Origin of the sequence: Pseudomonas sp. NFACC13-1 (assembly GCF_900104425.1) — a bacterium.
Lineage (GTDB): Bacteria > Pseudomonadota > Gammaproteobacteria > Pseudomonadales > Pseudomonadaceae > Aquipseudomonas > Aquipseudomonas fluorescens_AA.
Genome location: NZ_FMXV01000004.1, coordinates 328,194 through 349,642, shown reverse-complemented (window position 1 = coordinate 349,642; position 21,449 = coordinate 328,194). Strand labels below are relative to the sequence as shown.

20 protein-coding genes are annotated in these 21,449 nt (G+C 61.7%); 4 read left to right on the top strand and 16 right to left on the bottom strand.

What is annotated here, in order from left to right; translation table 11 throughout:
• Positions 1-31: 31 nt before the first annotated feature.
• Together ptsP and BLQ55_RS08300 are read right to left on the bottom strand one after the other, a co-directional pair.
• The gene (ptsP, locus tag BLQ55_RS08305) at positions 32-2,311 is read right to left on the bottom strand and encodes a phosphoenolpyruvate--protein phosphotransferase (protein WP_053180992.1); all 2,280 of its coding nucleotides are present in this window, start codon (positions 2,309-2,311) and stop codon (positions 32-34) included.
• A gap of 22 nt (positions 2,312-2,333) precedes the next feature.
• Positions 2,334-2,813, bottom strand: coding sequence for an RNA pyrophosphohydrolase (locus BLQ55_RS08300; protein WP_003186867.1), 480 nt, complete (start codon positions 2,811-2,813; stop codon positions 2,334-2,336).
• Positions 2,814-2,956: 143 nt separating this feature from the next.
• Here BLQ55_RS08300 and BLQ55_RS08295 point away from each other — a divergent pair, with 143 nt between their 5' ends.
• Positions 2,957-3,613, top strand: a complete 657-nt coding sequence (locus BLQ55_RS08295; protein ID WP_092253318.1) for a histidinol-phosphatase — start codon at positions 2,957-2,959, stop codon at positions 3,611-3,613.
• Positions 3,614-3,717: 104 nt separating this feature from the next.
• Here BLQ55_RS08295 and BLQ55_RS08290 read toward each other — a convergent pair whose 3' ends face one another.
• Together BLQ55_RS08290 and ilvA are read right to left on the bottom strand one after the other, a co-directional pair.
• Positions 3,718-4,146: a DUF2269 family protein gene (locus tag BLQ55_RS08290; protein WP_092253316.1), complete on the bottom strand. Its 429-nt coding sequence runs from the start codon at positions 4,144-4,146 to the stop codon at positions 3,718-3,720.
• 47 nt (positions 4,147-4,193) lie between these two features.
• Positions 4,194-5,708, bottom strand: a complete 1,515-nt coding sequence (gene ilvA, locus BLQ55_RS08285) for a threonine ammonia-lyase, biosynthetic (protein WP_092201326.1) — start codon at positions 5,706-5,708, stop codon at positions 4,194-4,196.
• Positions 5,709-5,867: 159 nt separating this feature from the next.
• On the opposite strand from ilvA, the gene rpiA reads away from it, so the two are divergent.
• On the top strand, positions 5,868-6,542 hold the full coding sequence (gene rpiA / locus BLQ55_RS08280) for a ribose-5-phosphate isomerase RpiA (protein ID WP_092201324.1): 675 nt from the start codon (positions 5,868-5,870) through the stop codon (positions 6,540-6,542).
• A 141-nt stretch (positions 6,543-6,683) separates the two neighbouring features.
• Here rpiA and BLQ55_RS08275 read toward each other — a convergent pair whose 3' ends face one another.
• The 4 genes from BLQ55_RS08275 to BLQ55_RS08260 all read right to left on the bottom strand — a co-directional run bounded on the left by BLQ55_RS08275 (position 6,684) and on the right by BLQ55_RS08260 (position 10,985).
• Complete coding sequence (locus tag BLQ55_RS08275; RefSeq protein WP_092201322.1) at positions 6,684-7,598, bottom strand: SdiA-regulated domain-containing protein; 915 nt, start codon at positions 7,596-7,598, stop codon at positions 6,684-6,686.
• 121 nt (positions 7,599-7,719) lie between these two features.
• Positions 7,720-8,652 (bottom strand): SdiA-regulated domain-containing protein, encoded by a 933-nt coding sequence (locus tag BLQ55_RS08270; protein ID WP_092253314.1) that lies wholly within the window; start codon positions 8,650-8,652, stop codon positions 7,720-7,722.
• Positions 8,653-8,883: 231 nt separating this feature from the next.
• On the bottom strand, positions 8,884-9,549 hold the full coding sequence (locus BLQ55_RS08265) for a fumarylacetoacetate hydrolase family protein (protein ID WP_092253312.1): 666 nt from the start codon (positions 9,547-9,549) through the stop codon (positions 8,884-8,886).
• A 41-nt stretch (positions 9,550-9,590) separates the two neighbouring features.
• Positions 9,591-10,985, bottom strand: coding sequence for an FAD-binding oxidoreductase (locus tag BLQ55_RS08260; RefSeq protein ID WP_092253310.1), 1,395 nt, complete (start codon positions 10,983-10,985; stop codon positions 9,591-9,593).
• Positions 10,986-11,190: 205 nt separating this feature from the next.
• On the opposite strand from BLQ55_RS08260, the gene serA reads away from it, so the two are divergent.
• On the top strand, positions 11,191-12,420 hold the full coding sequence (gene serA, locus BLQ55_RS08250) for a phosphoglycerate dehydrogenase (RefSeq protein WP_092201314.1): 1,230 nt from the start codon (positions 11,191-11,193) through the stop codon (positions 12,418-12,420).
• Positions 12,421-12,611: 191 nt separating this feature from the next.
• Here the strand turns inward: serA and BLQ55_RS08245 are convergent, their stop codons facing one another.
• Positions 12,612-13,037, bottom strand: coding sequence for a DUF4399 domain-containing protein (locus BLQ55_RS08245; protein WP_092201402.1), 426 nt, complete (start codon positions 13,035-13,037; stop codon positions 12,612-12,614).
• A 133-nt stretch (positions 13,038-13,170) separates the two neighbouring features.
• On the opposite strand from BLQ55_RS08245, the gene BLQ55_RS08240 reads away from it, so the two are divergent.
• Positions 13,171-13,737, top strand: a complete 567-nt coding sequence (locus BLQ55_RS08240; protein WP_092201313.1) for a transporter substrate-binding domain-containing protein — start codon at positions 13,171-13,173, stop codon at positions 13,735-13,737.
• 160 nt (positions 13,738-13,897) lie between these two features.
• On the opposite strand, the gene BLQ55_RS08235 is transcribed toward BLQ55_RS08240, so the two are convergent.
• From BLQ55_RS08235 to BLQ55_RS08205, 7 genes are all read right to left on the bottom strand, one after another.
• On the bottom strand, positions 13,898-14,527 hold the full coding sequence (locus BLQ55_RS08235; protein WP_092253308.1) for a class I SAM-dependent methyltransferase: 630 nt from the start codon (positions 14,525-14,527) through the stop codon (positions 13,898-13,900).
• Positions 14,528-14,629: 102 nt separating this feature from the next.
• Positions 14,630-15,274 carry a methionine ABC transporter permease gene (locus BLQ55_RS08230; RefSeq protein ID WP_025211262.1) on the bottom strand — a complete coding sequence of 215 codons (645 nt, stop codon included), beginning with the start codon at positions 15,272-15,274 and terminating at the stop codon, positions 14,630-14,632.
• Positions 15,264-16,388, bottom strand: a complete 1,125-nt coding sequence (locus BLQ55_RS08225) for a methionine ABC transporter ATP-binding protein (protein ID WP_092253306.1) — start codon at positions 16,386-16,388, stop codon at positions 15,264-15,266. Before BLQ55_RS08225 ends, BLQ55_RS08230 begins: the two co-directional genes overlap by 11 nt.
• A gap of 1 nt (position 16,389) precedes the next feature.
• Positions 16,390-17,199, bottom strand: a complete 810-nt coding sequence (locus tag BLQ55_RS08220; protein ID WP_092201307.1) for a MetQ/NlpA family ABC transporter substrate-binding protein — start codon at positions 17,197-17,199, stop codon at positions 16,390-16,392.
• Between the two features lie 210 nt (positions 17,200-17,409).
• Positions 17,410-18,768, bottom strand: a complete 1,359-nt coding sequence (locus BLQ55_RS08215; RefSeq protein WP_092201303.1) for an LLM class flavin-dependent oxidoreductase — start codon at positions 18,766-18,768, stop codon at positions 17,410-17,412.
• Complete coding sequence (locus tag BLQ55_RS08210; RefSeq protein WP_092253304.1) at positions 18,768-19,961, bottom strand: SfnB family sulfur acquisition oxidoreductase; 1,194 nt, start codon at positions 19,959-19,961, stop codon at positions 18,768-18,770. The genes BLQ55_RS08215 and BLQ55_RS08210 overlap by 1 nt, the downstream gene beginning before the upstream one ends.
• A gap of 23 nt (positions 19,962-19,984) precedes the next feature.
• Complete coding sequence (locus BLQ55_RS08205) at positions 19,985-21,226, bottom strand: SfnB family sulfur acquisition oxidoreductase (protein WP_092253302.1); 1,242 nt, start codon at positions 21,224-21,226, stop codon at positions 19,985-19,987.
• Between the last annotated feature and the right edge of the window lie 223 nt (positions 21,227-21,449).

The following is a 21,449-nucleotide window of genomic DNA, read 5'->3' as shown; positions in this document are numbered from 1 at the left end:
CGAGCTTGCTCGCGATAGGGGCGCCGCAGGATCAGAGCGTCTTGTTCGAAGCAGGATTGATCATCCGCGCCAACCCAAGGTTCTTCAGGGCCAGTTGCAAGGAGCTGTGGATCACCTGCGGATTGTCGATGGTCATCACTTCCGCCAGCAATTCCTGGGCCTTGCTGAGGTTGATCTGGCGCAGCATCCACTTCACTTTCGGCAGGTTGGTGGCGTTCATCGACAGGCTGTCGAACCCCATCGCCATCAGCAGCACCGCGGCCGCCGGGTCGCCGGCCATCTCACCGCAGATGCTCACCGGCTTGCCTTCGGCATGGGCGTCACGCACCACGTTCTGCAGGGCTTGCAGCACCGCCGGGTGCAGGTAGTCGTAAAGGTCGGCGACCCGTGGGTTGTTACGGTCCACGGCCAGCAGGTACTGGGTCAGGTCGTTGGAGCCCACCGACAGGAAGTCCACCTGCCGCGCCAGTTCCTTGGTCTGGTACACCGCCGCGGGGATCTCGATCATCACCCCGACCGGCGGCATCGGCACGTCGGTGCCTTCGTCGCGCACTTCGCCCCAGGCCCGGTGGATCAGGTGCAGGGCTTCTTCCAGTTCATGGGTGCCGGAGATCATCGGCAACAGGATGCGCAGGTTGTTCAGGCCCTCGCTGGCCTTGAGCATGGCGCGGGCCTGGACCAGGAAGATTTCCGGGTGGTCGAGCGTCACGCGGATGCCGCGCCAGCCGAGGAACGGGTTGTCTTCCTTGATCGGGAAGTAGGACAGGGACTTGTCGCCGCCAATGTCCAGGCTGCGCATGGTCACCGGTTGCGGGTGGAACGCGGCCAGTTGTTCGCGGTAGATCGCCAGCTGTTCCTTTTCGCTGGGGAAGCGCTGGTTGATCATGAACGGCACTTCGGTGCGGTACAGGCCCACACCCTCGGCCCCACGCTTCTGCGCCCGGGCCACGTCGGCCAGCAGGCCGGTGTTGACCCACAAGGGCATGCGGTGGCCGTCGAGGGTCACGCATGGCAGGTCCCGCAGCGCGTCCAGTCCCAGGGACAGTTGCTTCTCTTCCTCCACCACATCGGCAAACTGCTTGCGCAGCACGTCGCTGGGGTTGGTGTAGACCTCGCCGTGGTAGCCATCGACGATCATCTGGATGCCGTCGACCTTGGAATACGGCAGGTCCACCAGGCCCATCACCGTCGGAATGCCCATGGCCCGGGCCAGGATCGCCACGTGGGAGTTGCCCGAGCCCAATACCGAGACCAGCCCCGCCAGCTTGCCTTCGGGCACTTCGCCGAGCATGGCCGGGGTCAGCTCTTCGCTGACCAGGATGGTGTTGTCGGGGTAGACCAGGGTCTGCTGGCGCTCCTGCTGCAAGTAGGCCAGCAACCGGCGGCCAAGGTCCTTGACGTCCGAGGCGCGCTCGCGCAGGTAGGCATCGTCCATCAGTTCGAAGCGGTTGACGTGGTCGGTCACCACCTGGCGCAGCGCGCCCTGGGCCCACTGGCCGGTCTTGATGACGGTGGTCACTTCGCTGCCCAGGGAGGCATCGTCGAGCATCATCAGGTAAACGTCGAACAGCGCGCGCTCTTCAGGGCGCAGCTGCGTCGCCAGCTTGGCCGACAGGGCCCGCATGTCGGCACGCACGCCTTCGATGGCGGTCTTGAACAGGCCCAGCTCGGCGTTGATGTCGGTGATGGTCTTGTCCGGCACCACGTCGAGGTCGGCGGGCGGCAACATGACCACGGCCGTGCCCACCGCCGCGCCCGGCGAACCCGGCACGCCGACGAACTTGGCTTCCTGGATGCCCTTGCCCTGGCGACCCAGGCCGCTGATCGAGCCGGTGGCCTCGGCGTGGGCGATAACGCCGGCCAGTTGCGCGCTCATGGTCACGAGGAAGGCTTCTTCACCTTCGTCGAACTGGCGGCGCTCTTTTTGCTGGATGACCAACACGCCGACGACGCGGCGGTGGTGGATGATCGGTGCGCCGAGGAACGAGGCATAACGCTCTTCGCCCGTTTCGGCAAAGTAGCGGTAGCGCGGGTGATCCGCGGCGTTTTCGAGGTTCAGGGGTTCTTCGCGCGTGCCGACCAGGCCGACCAGGCCTTCATTGGGGGCCATGCTGACCTTGCCAATGGAGCGCTTGTTCAAGCCCTCGGTGGCCATCAGCACGAAACGGTTGGTCTCGGGGTCCAGCAGGTAGACCGAGCAGACCTGGCTGCCCATGGCCTCTTTGACGCGCAATACAATAATCCCCAACGCCGCCTTGAGATCCTTGGCGGAGTTAACTTCCTGGACGATCTTGCGCAGCGTATTGAGCATGGCTCGGGGTCGAACTCCGTCGTCAGTCGCGCGTCAGAAGGCGCGGGGCAAGCTCTTTGAGAGCGCGTCGATACACTTCGCGCTTGAATGTCACCACCTGGCCCAACGGATACCAATAGCTGACCCAGCGCCAGCCATCGAACTCCGGTTTACCGGTCAAATCCATCCGCACCCGCTGCTCGTTGGAGATCAGGCGCAGGAGAAACCATTTCTGCTTCTGGCCGATGCACAGCGGTTGGCTGTGCGTGCGGACCAGGCGTTGCGGCAAACGATAGCGCAACCAGCCTCGGGTGCAGGCGAGTATTTCGACATCTTCTCGCTCGAGCCCCACTTCTTCGTTCAACTCGCGGTACAAGGCCTCTTCCGGCGTCTCCTGGGGGTTGATCCCACCTTGGGGAAACTGCCAGGCGTCTTGATTGATACGGCGAGCCCATAGCACCTGCCCAGCATCATTCGTAAGAATGATCCCCACATTGGGACGGAAACCATCGGGATCGATCACGGCAACAACCTCGCAAACGCATGTCGCCGCATTGTTCCACAAAGGTTGTGAAAGCAGCAACGAGCGCCCCTAGCTTATGTGCACTCTTGTGAAAAGTCCGTATTCTGGACGCCTTTCTTCAGATTTTTCAGCGAGTAACTGCAATGCGGCTGGCTTTATTCGACTTGGATAACACATTGCTGGGCGGCGACAGCGACCACGCGTGGGGCGATTACCTGTGTGAGCGCGGTTTTCTGGACGCTGTCACGTACAAGGCACGCAACGACGCGTTCTACGAGGACTACCTGGCCGGCAAGCTCGACAACGCCGAGTACCTGAATTTTTGCCTGGAAATCCTCGGCCGTACCGAAATGCACGTGCTGGCCCAGTGGCATCAGGACTACATGCGCGACTGCATCGAGCCGATCGTATTGCCCCAGGCCATCGAACTGCTGAAGAAGCACCGTGACGCCGGCGACAAGCTGGTGATCATCACCGCCACCAACCGCTTCGTCACCGCGCCGATTGCCGAGCGCCTGGGCGTCGAAACCCTGATCGCCACCGAATGCGAGATGATCGACGGGCGCTACAGTGGCCGCAGCACCGACATCCCGTGTTTTCGCGAGGGCAAGGTGACTCGGTTGAACCGTTGGCTGGAAGAAACCGGGTATTCCCTTGACGGCAGCTATTTCTACAGCGATTCGATGAACGACTTGCCGTTGCTGGAGGTGGTGACGCATCCGGTGGCGGTGGATCCGGATCCGAATCTCCGGGCCGAGGCCGAGAAGCGGGGTTGGCCGGTGATCAGTCTGCGCGACTGAAACAGCTTTCGCGAGCAGGCTCGCTCCCACAAGGATTTTGTGGACGACGCAAATCCCCTGTGGGAGCGAGCTTGCTCGCGATGAAAGCGACACGGTCCAAAGCCTTAAACCGGCTTGGCCCCCATCAACCCCGCAATGGCGAAAAAGCAGACGACGCTGAACAGCGCCAGGGCCAAGGTGAATTTGCCGTTGCCCGCCGTCGGCAACTTGCGCAGTTTGTTCAACCGCACCAATAGCCAGAACCCGGCCAGCGCCGCCACGGTGTACAGCACGCTGGAAGCCAGCAGCCAGGTCTGGCCCAGTGGCCAGCCGACTTGATGAACCATCCACCATCCGGTGAAGGGCAGGCTCGCCAGTGCCAGGATCATCACCAGCCAGATGAACAGTCGCGGCCGTTGCAGCGTGCGCGCGGCCGCCGTGGCATCGCCGTTGCGTCGCGTGCGCCAGACCCAGACGGCCAGCCCCAGGGCGCCTGCCAACAGCAACACCGTGGCGACGACGTGAGCGATTTTCAGCGCGGTTAACGTTTCCATCGTTCGATTTCCTTATGGCTTGCTCAACAGCTTAGCCTCTGTAGAGTTCACCCCAGGAACAGCTGATACGCCGGGTTGTCACTTTCATCCCAGTACGGATAGCCGATTTCTTCCAGGGCGGCGGGAACCAGGTGGCGTTCATCGTGAGGCACTTGCAGCCCCGCGACCACGCGGCCGTCCGCCGCGCCATGGTTGCGGTAGTGGAACATCGAGATATTCCAGCGCCCACCCAGCTTGTTGAGAAAGTTGAACAGCGCGCCCGGGCGCTCCGGGAATTCGAAGCGCAGCACCACTTCATCGATGACATGGGCCGCATGGCCGCCGACCATGTGGCGGATGTGCAACTTGGCCAGTTCGTTGTCAGTCAGGTCCAGCACCGGGAACCCTTGTTCGGTCAGGCTGGCGATCAGCGCGCTGCGCGGGTCGTTTTCCGGGTGGGTCTGCACGCCGACGAAAATGTGCGCTTCACTGCCGGTGTTGTAGCGATAGTTGAATTCGGTGATCTGGCGCTTGCCGACGGCTTCGCAGAACGCCTTGAAGCTGCCCGGCTTCTCGGGGATGGTCACGGCGATGATCGCTTCGCGGCCTTCGCCCAGTTCGGCGCGCTCGGCGACGTGGCGCAAGCGGTCGAAGTTGACGTTGGCACCGGAGTCGATGGCCACCAGGGTCTGGCCGCCGATGCCCCGTGACTCGACGTATTTCTTGATCCCGGCCACGCCCAGGGCGCCGGCAGGTTCGGTGATCGAGCGGGTATCGTCGTAGATATCCTTGATGGCGGCGCAGATCTCGTCGGTACTGACGGTGATCACTTCGTCCACATGATGCTTGCAGATATCAAAGGTGTGCTGGCCGATCTGCGCCACGGCAACGCCGTCGGCGAACAGCCCCACGGTCGGCAGCACCACGCGTTCGCCCGCGGCCATGGCCGCTTGCAGGCAATTGGAGTCGTCCGGTTCGACGCCGATGATCTTGATGTCCGGGCGCAGGTATTTCACGTAGGCCGCGATCCCGGCAATCAGCCCGCCACCGCCCACCGGGACGAAAATCGCATCCAGGCGCCCAGGGTGCTGGCGCAGGATTTCCATCGCCACCGTGCCCTGCCCGGCAATGGTGTGGGGGTCGTCATACGGGTGGATGTAGACGTAGCCCTTTTCGTCCACCAGTTTCAGCGAATAGGCCAGGGCTTCGGGGAACGAATCGCCGTGCAGCACCACTTTGCCGCCACGGGAGCGCACGCCTTCGACCTTGATTTCCGGCGTGGTCTTGGGCATCACGATGGTGGCCTTGACCCCCAGCACCTTGGCCGCCAGGGCCAGGCCCTGGGCGTGGTTGCCCGCCGAAGCCGTGACCACGCCGCGGGCGCGTTCTTCGTCGCTGAGCTGGGTCAGCTTGTTGTAGGCCCCGCGAATCTTGAACGAGAACACCGGCTGCAAGTCTTCACGCTTGAGCAAGATGCTGTTGCCCAGCCGCTCGGAGAGCTGGCGAGCGGTCTGCAGCGGGGTTTCCACGGCAACGTCGTAAACGCGCGAGGTGAGGATCTTTTTGACGTACTGTTCAAGCATCGGAAAGCATCACTGAGCGGGTTGGGCAGGGCCAAGGAGTCTAACCCGGCTTTTGGCCGGGCGACCACAGGGATCTGCGTTCAATCAAGCAATGACCAAGGCCCTTGCGACGCCTATAATGCCGGCCTTTCGTTCCCTCTCGGCACCTTCGGAGCCCGCATGACCCAGGATCAACTCAAACAGGCCGTGGCCCAGGCCGCCGTCGACCTCATCCTCCCGAAACTGGATGACAAGAGCGTCGTCGGGGTCGGCACCGGCTCCACGGCCAATTGCTTCATCGATGCGCTGGCGCAACACAAGGGCGCGTTCGATGGCGCGGTCGCCAGCTCCGAAGCGACTGCCGCGCGCCTCAAGGGCCACGGGATCCCGGTGTACGAGCTCAACACTGTCAGCGACCTGGAGTTCTACATCGATGGCGCCGACGAAAGCGACGCGCACCTGAACCTGATCAAGGGCGGCGGCGCGGCCTTGACCCGCGAGAAGATCGTCGCGGCGGTGGCCAAGACCTTCATCTGCATTGCCGATGCCAGCAAGCTGGTGCCGGTGCTGGGCGCGTTCCCATTGCCGGTGGAAGTCATTCCCATGGCCCGCAGCCACGTGGCCCGGCAACTGGTGAAGCTGGGCGGCGACCCGGTGTACCGCGAAGGCGTGCTCACCGATAACGGCAATATCATCTTGGATGTGCACAACCTGCAGATCACCAACCCGGTGGCGCTGGAAAGCCAGATCAACGCCATCGTTGGCGTGGTCACCAACGGTTTGTTCGCGGCGCGTCCGGCGGATGTGCTGTTGCTGGGAACCGCTGAAGGGGTGAAGACCCTGCGGGCTGAGTAAGTTGGCGAAATAGCTCTTTTGAGTGAAGCAGTCCCTGTGGGAGCGAGCTTGCTCGCGATAGCGGTCTATCCGACACATTGATGTTGGCTGACACACCGCCATCGCGAGCAAGCTCGCTCCCACATTAGGTTTTGTGGTGCATCAAGGCTGTGGCTTCTTGAACACATAGAACAGGTTCGGCTCGCTCACCAGATACAGGTTGCCGTCGTCGTCCATGGCCAGGCCTTCGGCCTGGGGCACGGTTTTCTGCAGGCCCTGGCCCCCCTTGCTCAACGACAACGTGCTCAACGGCCGGCCGTCGATATCCAATTCGATAATCAGTCGCGATTCATCGGACAGCGCCAGCAAGTGGCCGCTGCGTTCATCGTATTGCAGGCTTGAAAGGTCGCGCACGAACAGCCCGGCATCGCGCTTGGGGTTGTTGATCACATGGACCGCGTAGGACTTTTCCGGATTGTGGTGGGGAAACCCATGCACTTCATAAATCAGCATCGGGTCGCGTTCCTTGGCCACGAACAGGCGTTTGCCCACCGAATCGTAGGCCAGCCCTTCGAACCCCTTGTTGCCGCTCATGTGCACGCCGAGGGTCATTTGCTCGGCGTCGGCGGCGTCGAGGAATTGGGTGTCGTCCTCCAGGTGAATCTTGATCAGGCGCTGCTGGCGTTCGTCAGTGATGACGTAAGTGTCTTCGCTGATGAATTCCACCGCCTCCGGATCGCCAAAGCCGATCAGGGCGATGCGCCGCAAAATCTTGCCGTCCAGCGACAGTTCGATCAGCTCGGCATTTTTATTGGTCACGGAGAACAGGCTCTTGCGGACCGGATCGAACGTCAGCGCGGAAACGTCATCGTCCAGGCCGTCGATCACCTGCGCCTCCACCGTGACCCGGTATTGGTCCAGGGCGATGGTCTCTTCGCTGGTGGGTTTCCAATAGGTGTTGAGGTTGAACCAGGCGCGCTCGAACAGGCGCAGGTGTTGACCGACGGCGATCAGCAGGATCAGCGCCAGCGTCAGCAATATCAGGATCAAGGGTTTGGGACGGGCGAGTCGACGCATGTTGGGGTGGGCTCGGATGAGAACAGGTGGGTGGAAATACCACGGCTGCCTGAACTGAAGCTTAATGGCTGTGTGCCACACCCTACAACGAAAGGGAACTTGTCCTACAGAATTAGTGCTGTCAGTGCTGTTTTTCGAAACGATAGAACAGATTCGGTTCGCTGACCACGTACACGTTGCCGGCTTCGTCGACGGTGACGCCTTCGGCGCGAGGGATTGTGTCTTTCAGGCCGTTGAAGCCACCCAGCAAGGTCATGAAGCTGACCTGCTCGCCTTTTTCGTCCAGCTCCAGCAGCAGGTGGGAGTCGGCCGAAAGCACCAGCGTGTGGCCGGTGCGCGGGTCGATCGCCAATGCCGAAAGGTTGCGCAGGTCCAGTTCATTGCTGACATGGATCTGCTTGTCGCCCTTGAGCAGTTGGCTGCCATCGCTTTTCCAGGTGAACAAGGCCGGGGGGCGTTCTTCGCCGAGCACCAGTTGCTGGTTGCGCGGGTCCCAGGCGATGGCTTCGAACCCTTTGTTCTGGTTCCGTGAGGCGCCCAGGTCATAGTGAGGAAAGTCAGTGCTGTTCAGTTCGCGGGTGTTGGCATCCACCTGGACGATCGACAACATGTGATTGCGCTCGTCGGTAATCGCCAGCAGGCCATTGGTCATGCAGGTCACACCTTCAGGGTTGTCCCAGCCCACCAAAGGCATCTTGCGCAGCACGTCGCCCTGCAGGGTCAGTTCCACTAGGAACGGGTTCTTGCCCATGACCGCGAACAGGGTCTTGGTCTGTGGGTTGTAGGCCACATCGGACGCCTCGTCCTTCTCCATGCCCGGTAGCGGCTTGGCGTCGATCACGGCGCGGTAATCCGGCAGCCAGATGCTTTCCTGGCGCTGGGCCGGGCTCTGGAAGTGTTCCGATAGCCAAAGCAGGCCGCGGTCGTCCCAATGCATCGCAACCGCCAGGCCATAGGCTGCGGCCACCGCCAGCAGCGACCAGGCATACCAGGGCAGGGCGAAGCGCGAGCGGCGGGCAGGTTTGGCGACAGGCAGTGCTTGGGTTTTGGCCATTGGGGAATGCGTTCCAGAAAATTCGGCTAGGGGAGTGGCTGGCTCAGATGCCGCATTCCCCGGGATTATCCGGATGGCATGTGAAAAAAACGGTAAATGATCGCAGATGCGTCATGTATCCCAGTGGGAGCGAGCTTGCTCGCGATGAAGCCATCACCTTCAACAGGGATGTTGGCTGGCACACCGCTATCGCGAGCAAGCTCGCTCCCACATGGGGGCAAAGGTTGGCCGTCAGCGAACGCTGCTTTCGAAGCGGCACGCCCCTGGCAGTTCCAGGATCAGCTCATCGCCCGCGTTCAGCGGCCCGACGCCCGCCGGGGTGCCGGTGAGGATCACGTCGCCGGCCTGCAGCGAGAAGCAACCGGCCATGTATTGGATCATCGGCACGATGGGGTTGAGCATCAGGCTGCTGTTGCCGTCCTGGCGCACTTCACCGTTGATGGTCAGGCGCACGGGAATGTCGGTCAGGTCGGCAAACGTGGCGTTCGAAACAAAGGGGGCAATCACCGCCGCGCCGTCAAAGGACTTGGCAACCTCCCAAGGCAGGCCCTTGGCCTTGAGCTCGGCCTGTTTGTCCCGCAGGGTCAGGTCCAGGGCCGGGGCGAAGCCGGAGATCGCATCCAGTACTTCTTCAGCGCTGGGCTTGGTGGACAGCGGCTTGCCGATCAGTACGGCGATTTCCGCCTCGTAGTGCACCGAGCCACGGTCGGCGGGAATGCTGAAGCCGCCTTCCAGTGGCACCACACAACTGCCCGGCTTGATGAACAGCAAGGGTTCGGTGGGTACCGGGTTGTCCAGTTCCTTTGCATGTTCGGCGTAGTTACGGCCAATGCACACCACTTTCCCCACCGGGAAATGAATACGTGTACCGTCGACATACTGGTGCTGATAGCTCATTACCGACTCCTGCTTCTGGGGTTCATCAGGTGTTTTAGGTATCAAATCGCGAAAATCTTGCCCGGGTTCATGATGCCGTTCGGGTCGAAGACCGTCTTCACGGCTTTCATGTATTCGATTTCTACCGGCGAACGACTATAGGTCAGGTAATCGCGCTTGGTCATGCCCACGCCGTGTTCGGCGGAAATCGAGCCGTTGTACTTCTCGACGGTTTCAAAGACCCATTTGTTCACGGTCGCGCACTTGGCGAAGAACTCATCCTTGCCGAGGTTTTCCGGCTTGAGGATGTTCAAGTGCAGGTTGCCGTCGCCAATGTGACCGAACCAGACGATTTCGAAATCCGGGTAGTGCTCGCCGACGATCGCGTCGATTTCCCGCAAGAAGGCCGGGACTTTCGAGACAGTCACCGAAATGTCGTTCTTGTAGGGCGTCCAGTGGGAAATGGTTTCGGAGATGTACTCGCGCAGCTTCCACAGGTTCTGCAGTTGGGTTTCGCTCTGGCTCATCACGCCATCCAGTACCCAGCCCTGCTCCACGCAGTGCTCGAAGGTCTCCAGGGCATGGTTGGCGACCTCTTCGGTGGTGGCTTCGAATTCCAGCAGGGCGTAGAACGGGCAGTCGGTTTCGAACGGCGTCGGAACGTCGCCACGACCGAGGACCTTGGCCAGCGCCTTGTCGGAGAAGAATTCGAAGGCGGTCAGGTCCAGCTTGCCTTGGAAAGCGTGCAGCACCGGCATGATCGAGTCGAAGTCCGGGGTGCCGAGCACCATGGCGGTGAGGTTTTTCGGCGCGCGGTCCAGGCGCATGGTGGCCTCGACCACGAAGCCCAGGGTGCCCTCGGCACCGATGAACAGCTGTCGCAAGTCGTAGCCGGTGGCGTTCTTGATCAGGTCCTTGTTCAGCTCCAGCAGGTCGCCCTTGCCGGTGACGACCTTCATGCCCGCCACCCAGTTGCGGGTCATGCCGTAGCGAATGACCTTGATACCGCCGGCATTGGTGCCGATATTGCCGCCAATCTGGCTGGAACCTGCCGAGGCGAAGTCCACCGGGTAGTACAGGCCATGTTCCTCAGCCTTGTTCTGCAGCTGTTCGGTGACCACGCCGGGCTGGCACACGGCAGTGCGGTCGGTCAGGTTCACGTCGAGAATCTGGTTCATGTAGTCGAACGACACCACGACTTCGCCGTTGGCGGCCACGGCCGCGGCGGACAGCCCGGTGCGCCCGCCCGATGGCACCAGCGCGACCTTGTGCGCATTGGCCCAGCGCACGATGGCCTGGACCTGCTCGGTGGTCTTGGGAAAGACGATGGCTGTCGGCGCCGGGGCGAAATGCTTGGTCCAATCCTTGCCGTAAGCGTTCAGGGAGTCGGCATCGGTCAAGACCTTGCCAGGCTCAACCAGGGTCTTCAGCTCATCTATCACGGCAGGATGGGTCATCGACAGAACTCTCGAACAATTCATGGTCATCCTGAGAACGCTTCACGTCGCAGGAATGAGTGTTTAGCGGGGTGCGTATGCTAGCATACCGACCCCGCAGCGTAGTGCCCAACGGCTGTTCTGCGGCGACGGCTGTCACGCCGGTCGGGCCAGCATGCGCTGTCCGATTCCCTGCCATTTTTCTCCGGGACACAGGTTTACGCAGATGAGCAAGACTTCTCTCGATAAGAGCAAGATCAAGTTCCTTCTTCTCGAAGGCGTCCACCAATCGGCTGTCGACGTCCTCAAGTCGGCGGGCTACACCAGCATCGAGTACATCACCAGTTCTCTGCCGGAAGCCCAGCTCAAGGAAAAGATCGCCGATGCTCACTTCATCGGCATTCGCTCCCGTACTCAACTGACCGAAGAGATCTTCGACCACGCCAAGAAACTGGTGGCGGTCGGCTGCTTCTGCATCGGCACCAACCAGGTTGATCTCAACGCGGCTCGCGAGCGCGGTATCGCGGTGTTCAACGCGCCGTACTCCAACACCCGTTCCGTCGCCGAACTGGTACTGGCCGAAGCGATCCTGCTGCTGCGCGGCATCCCTGAGAAGAATGCTTCCTGCCACCGTGGTGGTTGGATCAAGAGCGCGGCCAACTCCTTCGAAATCCGCGGCAAGAAGCTGGGTATCGTCGGCTACGGCTCGATCGGCACGCAGTTGTCGGTACTGGCTGAAGGCCTGGGCATGCAAGTGTTCTTCTACGACACCGTGACCAAGCTGCCCCTGGGCAACGCCACCCAGGTCAACGACTTGCACGAGCTGCTGGGCATGTCCGACATCGTGACCCTGCACGTGCCGGAAACCGCCGCCACCCAGTGGATGATCGGCGAGAAGGAAATCCGTGCCATCAAGAAGGGCGGGATCCTGATCAACGCCGCGCGTGGCACCGTGGTCAAGCTCGACGCCCTGGCCGAAGCGATCAAGGACAAGCACCTGATCGGCGCCGCCATCGACGTGTTCCCGGTGGAGCCGCGCTCCAACGACGACATCTTCGAAAGCCCGCTGCGTGGCCTGGACAACGTGATCCTGACCCCGCACATCGGTGGTTCCACCGCTGAAGCCCAAGCCAACATCGGCCTGGAAGTGGCGGAGAAGCTGGTCAAGTACAGCGACAACGGTACGTCGGTATCGTCGGTGAACTTCCCGGAAGTGGCCCTGCCGGCCCACCCTGGCAAGCATCGCCTGCTGCACGTCCACGAGAACATCCCGGGCGTGATGAGCGAGATCAACAAGGTCTTCGCCGAAAACGGCATCAACATTTCCGGTCAGTTCCTGCAGACCAACGAGAAAGTCGGCTACGTCGTGATCGACGTCGACGCCGAATACTCGGACCTGGCGCAAGAGAAGCTGCAGCACATCAATGGCACGATTCGTTGCCGCGTGTTGTTCTAAGCAGGCTGGCTTTGCAGTAAAAAAAACGGGAGCCTCGCAAGGGGCTCCCGTTTTTTTTGTCTAGCACATAACCTGTGGGAGCGAGCTTGCTCGCGATAGCGTCGGTCCAGTTGGCCGATCTATCCACTGACACACCGCTATCGCGAGCAAGCTCGCTCCCACAGGTTTGTGTTGTGTCAGCCAGTCATGCGTTATTTCACGTTGACAGTGATCTTCTTGGACACGATCGACGGCTCGAATGGCATGTGGCCGCTGTCGCCCAGGATCAATTGCAAGGTGTGCTTGCCTGGGGGCAGTTTGATGGTGGCCTCGGTCTGTGCCTTGCCGAAGTGCATGTGATTGGCGTCGGTTGGAATCGGCGCGCCGGCGGCAGGCAGCTTGTCGACATCAATCAGCAAATGGTGATGGCCCGTGTTCTTGGTCACATCGCCGGCGGGGGCCAGGGCGATGTTCTTGACGCCGAACTTGACCTTGAATTCCTGGGTGACCGTCGCGCCGTCTTCCGGGGAAACGATGAACACTTCAGCACCTTTAGGCGCCGGTGTCGCGGCGCTTGCCAGCATCGAAGCGCCCAATAACAGACCGGCCAACGCGGCACGAGACATAAAGCTTTTCATTTTTTTCTCCAGTTTTTCCATGAAATCCGCCTGGCCATCACAACTTCATGACCAATCGTTGTCGAAGCCTGCAACAACCATAGCAAAGCGAGCCTGAAACGAGCGTCGCTTGTATAAATACAAAGGAGTGACCATGCGCTTTCTGCCTGGCCTGATTTGCCTGCTACCCCTTTTGAGCCCCCTGGCTCATGCCGAACTGATCGATGACATCAATGACCGTGGCGAACTGCGCATTGCCCTCGAGGCCAACACCGCGCCCTTCAACTTCAAGGAAGACGGCAAACTCACCGGCTTCGAAGTGGAACTGGGTGAAATGCTCGCGGCGGAACTCGATGTACGGCCCGATTTCGTGGTCACCGATGCCGGGGATCTACTGTCCGGTGTGGAGAATGGCAAGTACGACGTTGCCATCAACCACATAGCAATGACCCCGGAACTGGCAGAACGTTTCGACCTCAGTGCCGCTTACAGCCGTCCGGATGCACAACTGCTGGCGAGCAAGGAGGAGCCGCAGCGTCCGTTGGTCATGGCGCAGTCGTTCCAGCCGGAAGAGAAGAGTGGCCCGCCGCCGAGCCTGGTGATTCCGTTCCAGAAGGGCAACCCGGCGTTCAAGGCCAGCCTGGATAACGCCCTGACGCGTATCAGGGATGACGGGAGGCTGGAGCAGTTGTCGCAGAAGTGGCTGAAGAAACAGGAATGAAAGCTTCCTGGCGATGAGGCAAGCCATCGAGCTTCATTGACTGTTGGAGCGCTATCGCGAGCAAGCTCGCTCCCACAATGGAGCTGTGTTGCCCACCGATACTGAGTTCACAACTGATCGAGTGTGGGAGCGAGCTTGCTCGCGATGGCGTCCTCGAATCCTAAGCAGGCTTGCGCCAGACACTCGCCAACCAAGGCTGTTGCTCCCGCGGCAGCCCCGCCGGCCGGTAATAATGCTCCAGCTCGACAAAGCCCGCTTGCGTGAGCAATGTGCGCCAGGCCGCGAGGTCGTGATAAGCGCCGAAGCGCTGGCCGTTCCAGCCTTCCTGGTTTTCGCCCCGAGGGTTCGAGCTGAACAGCACCCCACCGGGCTTGAGCGTGGCGTGCAGTTGCTTGAGTACCCGAGGCAGTTCCTGGACGGGGACATGAAACAGCACCGCGTTGGCGAATATCCCGTCAAAGCGTTCGGCCGGCAGGTCGAGTTCCAGGAAGTCCTGCTGCCACACCTCACAACCGCTGTCCTGGCGTGCCATGCGGGCAAATTCCTCTGAACCGTCGAGGCCGACCGCGACATGGCCCATGGCCGTGAAGGTGCGCAGGTCGCGCCCCGGGCCGCAGCCGAAATCCAGGATGTGCAGCGGTGCCTGGCCCTGGATATGACGCAGCAAGGCGTCGATGTTCTGGCTGACATCATGGTCGCGGGTGCCTTCGCGGAAGCTTTCTGCCACGGCGTTGTAGTGGCTCAGGGTCGTGGCGGTGATGGCGTGCAGGTCGTCGGTGGTGTGTTTCATGATTGGAGGCTTAGGTGGGGAGCGTCAGCCGACTATACCGCAAGATCATCGGTCTACCTGTGGAAGCAAGCTTTGCTCCCACAGGTCAACTGCTTCCTCCAGTCAGCGCTTGTTCAAGCCCCGCGCCAGGCGGTCACCACCCAATTGGATCACTGCCACCAACGCCACCAGCAACACGATCACCGTGAGCATGATCTGGCTGTCGAAACGCTGGTAGCCATAGCGGTAGGCGATGTCGCCTAGGCCACCGGCACCGATTGCCCCGGCCATGGCCGAGGAGTTGATCATGGTCACCAGCGTGATGGTGAAACCGCCGACGATGCCCGGCAGGGCTTCGGGCAGCAGCACATGCCAGACGATGTGCCAGCGGCGGCAACCCATGGCCTGGGCCGCTTCGATCAGGCCATGGTCGACTTCCCGCAGGCTGACTTCGGCGATACGGGCGAAGAACGGCGTGGCGGCGATGGTCAGCGGGACGACCGCGGCCCACACGCCATAGGTGGTGCCGACGATCAGCCGGGTGAACGGAATCAGCGCCACCATCAGAATCAGGAACGGTATCGAGCGGAACAGGTTCACGAACGCGCCCAGGGCCCGGTTCAAGGCCGGCGCTTCATAGATCCCGCCCTTGCCGCTGGTGACCAGGATCACCGCCAGCGGTATGCCCGCCAGCAACGCGATCAACGATGAAACGCCGACCATCAGGAAGGTGTCGATGAAACCTTGCAACAACCGATCAAACCACATAACCCAGCACCTCCACCCGTTGTGCCCAATTGCCCGCCCGTTGACGCAGTTCTTCGGCGCCCCACGACGAATCGCTCACGGCCAGCAGCAATTGCCCCAGCCCGTGGCCCTGAATCCGTTCAATGCCGCCGTGCAGCAAGCGCACCCGCCCACCGAGGGCGCTGAACAAGGCGGCAAGATCCGGTTCCTCGCGATCTATGCCGGTGAATTGCAGGCGCAGCACCGTAGCCGCGTCCGCCGACGCCGGCAGCGCCTGCAAGCGACTTTGCAGCTCTTGCGGGATGGCGTGTTGCAACGGCGCCAGTAGCGTCCGGCTGACCTCGTGTTGCGGGTTGCCGAAGACTTCCCAGACCGGTCCCTGCTCGACGATCCGTCCCTGCTCAAGCACCACCACCCGGTCGCAGACTTCTCGAATCACCGCCATTTCATGGGTGATCAAGACGATGGTCAGGCCCAGCCGCTGGTTGATCTCGCGCAGCAGGCCGAGGATCGACTGGGTGGTCTCCGGGTCCAGGGCCGAGGTGGCTTCGTCGCACAGCAGGATCTGCGGGTCATGCACCAGGGCGCGGGCAATCCCGACCCGCTGCTTCTGCCCGCCCGAAAGCTGCGCCGGGTAGGCCTTGTGCTTGCCGTGCAGACCCACCAGCTCCAACAGCTCGCGGACTTTGCGCTGGCGCTGCTCCTTGGGCACGCCGGCGACCTTGAGCGGCAGCTCGACGTTCTGCCACACGGTCTTGGCCGACATCAGGTTGAAGTGCTGGAAGATCATGCCGATGCGCCGACGCAGCTCCACCAGGCGGTCTTCATCGAACTCGCCGATGTCCACCCGGTCGATCAACACCCGGCCACTGGTGGGTTGTTCGAGCCGGTTGATAGTGCGGATCAGCGAAGACTTGCCGGCACCGCTGCGGCCGATGATGCCGAACACTTCGCCGCGCTGGATCGCCAGGTCGATGCCTTGTAGCGCCGCCACCGGGCCCTGGCTGCCTTTGTAGGTCTTGCCCAGGCCGATGAAACGTACGTGGGCGCGGTTCAGCTCTGGATGCAGTTCAGTCTGGTCGGCGCTTTGCGGCGCGGGGGCTTCGTCGCGGAGTCGCGCGTTGACGGCGTTCATGTCAGCCTTCCCAACCGGCTTGGTAGAGCTTGCCGTGGGCCTTGTCCAGGGCGGCGCGCACGACTGGCGAGTGCTGGTAGATGTCGACGAACTTGATCAGCCGTGGATCGTTCTGGCTCTTGGGCTGGATCACGAACTGAATCACGTATTCCTTGTGGTCGAGGCCGTCGAACAGCAAGGCCGAGCTGGCATCGAAGGTCTTGGCCAGGCGGATGTAGGCCGGATAACCCTGCACCAGGTCGGCGTCTTCATAGGCACGCACCAGTTGCACCGCTTCGACTTGCAGGATCTTGAGTTTCTTCGGGTTGGCGACGATGTCGTCTTCGGTGGCCTTGTAGCCGACGCCCGGCTTGAGGCTGATCAACCCGGCCTTGGCCAGCAGTTGCAGGCCGCGACCGCTGTTGATCGGGTCGTTGGCAATGGCGACGCTGGCGCCTTCGGGCAGTTCGTCGAAGCTTTTGTATTTTTTCGAATAGAGGCCGACGTTGTTGATGATTCCCGGCGCAAACGGCACCAGGTCGAACCCGGCGGCGGCCTTGGCGTTTTCCAGGAACGGGATGTGCTGGAAGTAATTCACGTCGATGTCACCGGAAGCCAGGCTGACGTTGGGCGCGATCCAGTCGCTGAACTCCACCAGTTCGACCTTCAGGCCTTGCTTGCCGGCTTCTTCGGCCGCTGCTTCCAGGGGAATGGCGAACGCGGCGGTGGTACCGATCTTCAACGGTGCGTCGGCGGCAAACAGCGCCGAGCTGAACAGGCCGAGGGCCAGGGCCAGTGCTTTGACTGGCAGGGTCAGGAATTGCGTGGTCATGTCAGTTATTCCAGTCATTGATTAATTGAGTCATGCGCTTTTGTAACAAGGGAGCCTGCTCCCGCTCGGCTGTGTAGGAGCTGTGTAGGAGCTGTCGAGTGCAGCGAGGCTGCGATCTTTCCCCAGCCACTTGAATCTCAAGCGAAAGATCAAAAGATCGCAGGCTTCGCCAGCTCCTACAGGACCGAGCAAGAGCAAGTTCCAACAGAGTCAGTGCCGATAAGTTGAGCCGGTGTGTTGTTCGGGCAAATGGGCCTCTGCGCGGAACAGCTTTTCCCGCAGGGTGCCGTTGTCGTATCCGGTCTTGTACGAGCCGCGTCGCTGCAACTCGGGGATCACCAGGTCGATGAAGTCCACATAGCTTTGCGGCGTCACGATGCGAGTCAGGTTGAAGCCATCGAGGCCGGTTTCGGCAATCCAAGACTCCAGCTCATCGGCCACCTGTTCGGGCGAGCCCACCACCGTGATGTAGCGACCGCCCAAGGCGTGTTGCTGCAGCAACTTGCGGCGGGTCCAGTCGTTGTTCTGCAAGGTCTTGGTGGCGGACTGGATGGCGTTGCTCTTGACGTACTGGATCGGCTCGTCCAGTTCGTACTGGGAAAAATCGATCCCCGTCGACGCGGAAAAATGCGCCACCCCGGCCTCGGCGCTGGCGTAACCCAGGTACTCGGCATGCTTGGCCCAGGCGGCCGCCTCGGTTTCGCCGACAATCACGTTCAGGCCCATGAACACTTTGATGTCCTCGGGGTTGCGTCCGGCCTCGACGGCGCTGGCGCGGACCTTGTCCACCTGGGCCTTGGTCGCCGGTTTGTTCTGGCCGCTGATGAACACGCACTCGGCGTGCCGCCCGGCGAACAGCAAGCCACGCTCGGAACTGCCGGCCTGGAACAGCACCGGGGTGCGTTGGGGCGACGGTTCGCACAGGTGATAGCCCTCGACCTGGTAGAACTCGCCTTGGTGGCGAACCTTGTGCACTTTCTCCGGTTGGGCATAGATCCGCTGCTCGCGATCGTTGAGCACGGCGTCGTTTTCCCAGCTGCCCTCCCACAGTTTGTAGAGCACTTGCAGGTATTCGTCGGCCTGGTCGTAGCGGCGGTCATGCTCCACTTGTGCCGTCAGGCCCATGGCCTTGGCGGCGCTGTCCAGGTAGCCGGTGACGATGTTCCAGCCGACCCGTCCGCGACTCAGGTGGTCGAGGGTGCTCATGCGTCGGGCAAACAGGTAGGGCGGTTCGTAGGTCAGGTTGGCGGTGAGGCCGAAGCCCAGGTTTTTCGTCACGGCGGCCATCGCGGAGACCAGCAGCAATGGGTCATTGACCGGCAGTTGGATCGACTCCTTGAGCGTGACGTCCACCGACTGTTGATACACGTCATAGACCCCGACGATGTCGGCGATGAACAGCCCGTCGAACAACCCGCGCTCGAGCAATTGCGCCAGGGCGGTCCAGTATTCGAGGGTGTTGAACTGAGTCGACGTGTCCTGGGGATGAGTCCACAGGCCATGGTTGATGTGCCCGATGCAGTTCATGTTGAACGCGTTGAGCAGGATCTTTTTCTTGCCGGCCGCCATCAGATGGTCCCCCGCAGCGGCGGTTTTTCGTCGTTGAGGTAGAAGTTGCCCACGGCGTGGTATTTCCAGCGCACCGGGTCATGCAGGGTGTGCACCCGGGCGTTGCGCCAGTGACGGTCGAGGCCATGTTCGGCCAGGGTCGCCTGGCTGCCGGCCAATTCGAACAGCGTGCTGCTGGCGGCCAGGGATATTTCGGTGCTGATGGCACGGGCTTCGGCCACGGCAATCGAGGCGGCGGCGACCGTGTCGGCCCCGGTGTCGGCCTGGGCCCGGTCGAGGAATTCACCGGCGCGTTCCAACAGGGCTTCGGCGGCATGCAGGCGGATGCTCAATTGGCCGAAACTCTTGAGGGTGTGCGGGTCTTCGGTGGCGACGTCGCTGGTGGCATCGATCCAGGGACGGGTTTTAGTGCGGACAAAATGCAAGGCGTCTTCATAGGCGGCGCGGGCGATGCCGGTGTCGATGGCCGCGTGAAGAATCTGCGCCAGCGGCCCCACCGGTGTGGGACGTTCGAACGCACTTTGGAAGGGCAAGATGTCGTCGGCGGCGACATACACGTTTTCAAACACCACCGAACCACTGCCCGTGGTGCGCTGGCCGAAACCGCTCCAGTCGTCGATCACCGTCAGGCCTTTGCTGTCGCGAGGGACGAACGCCAGTTGTTGCACGCCGTTTTCATCCACCACCGAGGTGGGGATACGCTGGGCGTAGATCGCCCCCGTGGCGTAGAACTTGCGGCCGTCGATGCGATAACCCTCGCCGTCGCGGCGCAGTTGGGTGGTGCGGTCATGGGCAGTCTTGGTGCCAAGTTCGGCCAGGGCGTTACCAAAACGCTGCCCGGCGAGCACTTCGGCGTACAGGCGTTGTTTTTGCGCTTCAGTGCCGTTTACCCGCAGCACCTCCAGGGCGTAGAAATGATTTTGCGGAATCTGCCCCAGCGAGCCGTCGGCCTGGGAAATCAACGCAATGACTTTGGCCAGGGTGACGTTGGACACACCGGCGCCGCCATAGGCCTTGGGTACACTGATGCCCCACAGGCCAGAACGGGAGAAGACCTCCAGCTCCGGGTACGGCAGGCGCCGCTCGCGGTCGCGCAGGGCACTGTCGCGCTGGAAGTCATCGGCCAGGTCACTGGCCACGATCAGGGCTTGTTCATCGCTGGTGATCACCGCGACGTGTTGAGAAAACGTCATGTACTGCTCCAGAGGTCGGGTCGTCAGATCCAGGAATGCCGGGCCGGCAAGGTGCCGTTCAGGTGGTAGGCGCCTATCGCGTGATACTTCCAGCGCACCGGGTCGTGCAGGGTATGGACCCGTGCGTTGCGCCAGTGGCGATCGAGATTGAATTCGGCGAGGGTGGCGCGGCTGCCGGCCAGCTCGAACAGTTTTTCGCTGGCTTGCAGGGCGATCTCGGTGGTGAGTGCCTTGGCTTCGGCCACGGCAATCGAGGCGCGGGCGGACGATTGCGCGGTGATAGGGGCGGCACTGACCTGGTCCAATACGTGTCCGGCCTTGCGCAGCAACGCTTCGGCAGCGTGCAACTCGATTTTCAGCTTGCCGATGTCGGCGATCACGTAGAGGTCATCACTGGCCCGGTCGACCTTGGCGTCGATCCAGGGCCGGGCCCGTTCGCGCACGAAGGCGATGGCATCGTCGATGGCGCCACGGGCGATGCCCGCATCGATGGCGGCCTGGATCAGTTGGGAAATCGCCCCTTGCACGCCGGGCGTTTCATTGATACGCCAGTTTTCCAGTACCAGTTCGCCATCCACCCGCACATTGTTCAGCAGCACGGTGCCGCTGGCCGTGGTGCGTTGGCCGAAGCCCGACCAATCGTCGACGATCCGCAGGCCAGGGGTGCCGCGCCGCACGAACGCCAGCACTTGCCGGCCCTCGTCATTCAGCGCCTTGACCGCGACCCAGTGGGCGAACAGTGCGCCAGTGGAATAGAACTTCTGGCCATTGATGACGAAGCCGTCATCGTCGGCGGTGATCCGCGCCTTGAGTTCAAGGGTGTTGCGGGTGCCACGTTCGGGCCCGGCATTGCCGATGCGCCAGCCTTCGAGCACGCTCTGCAACAGGATTTTTTTCTGCCGCTCGGTACCGGTACCGAGAATCAGCTGGAGCACGCCGAACTGGTTCTGGGGAATCTGCCCCAGGGCCGGGTCGGCGGCGGAAATGATTGCGAACACGTCGGCCAGGGTGACGAACGAAACCTGCGGGCCGCCGTAGGCCCGGGGAACGGCGATGCTGCCCAGTCCGCTGCGGGTGAATTGCTCGATTTCCGCCCAAGGCAGCTTGCGTTGCTGGTCACGACGCGCGGCTTGCTGACGGGCGACCTGTGCCAGTTCATGGGCGGCTTTGATCGCCTCGGCATCGTTGCGCAACACCTGTGCGGGCAACAGCAGGGGGGCGATGTCCAGGTCGCTCTGGACCTTTGCTTGCGCCAGATCCGACATTACAGCCACTCCGTGGCTGCGGGCAGTGCCTTGGCATACTGCACTGGGGCGATTGTGTTCCGTTCCATACCCACCTCACATCTCAAGAAACGCCGCGATGAAGGCGGCTAGCAAAAATCAAGAATGTCCGGTGGTCCGGTTTATATACCCTAAGCGTGTGTAAATTATTTTTGAACTAACTTTTAGGAATATGGATAGGTTGGTTTTAAATTGACGCCCGTGG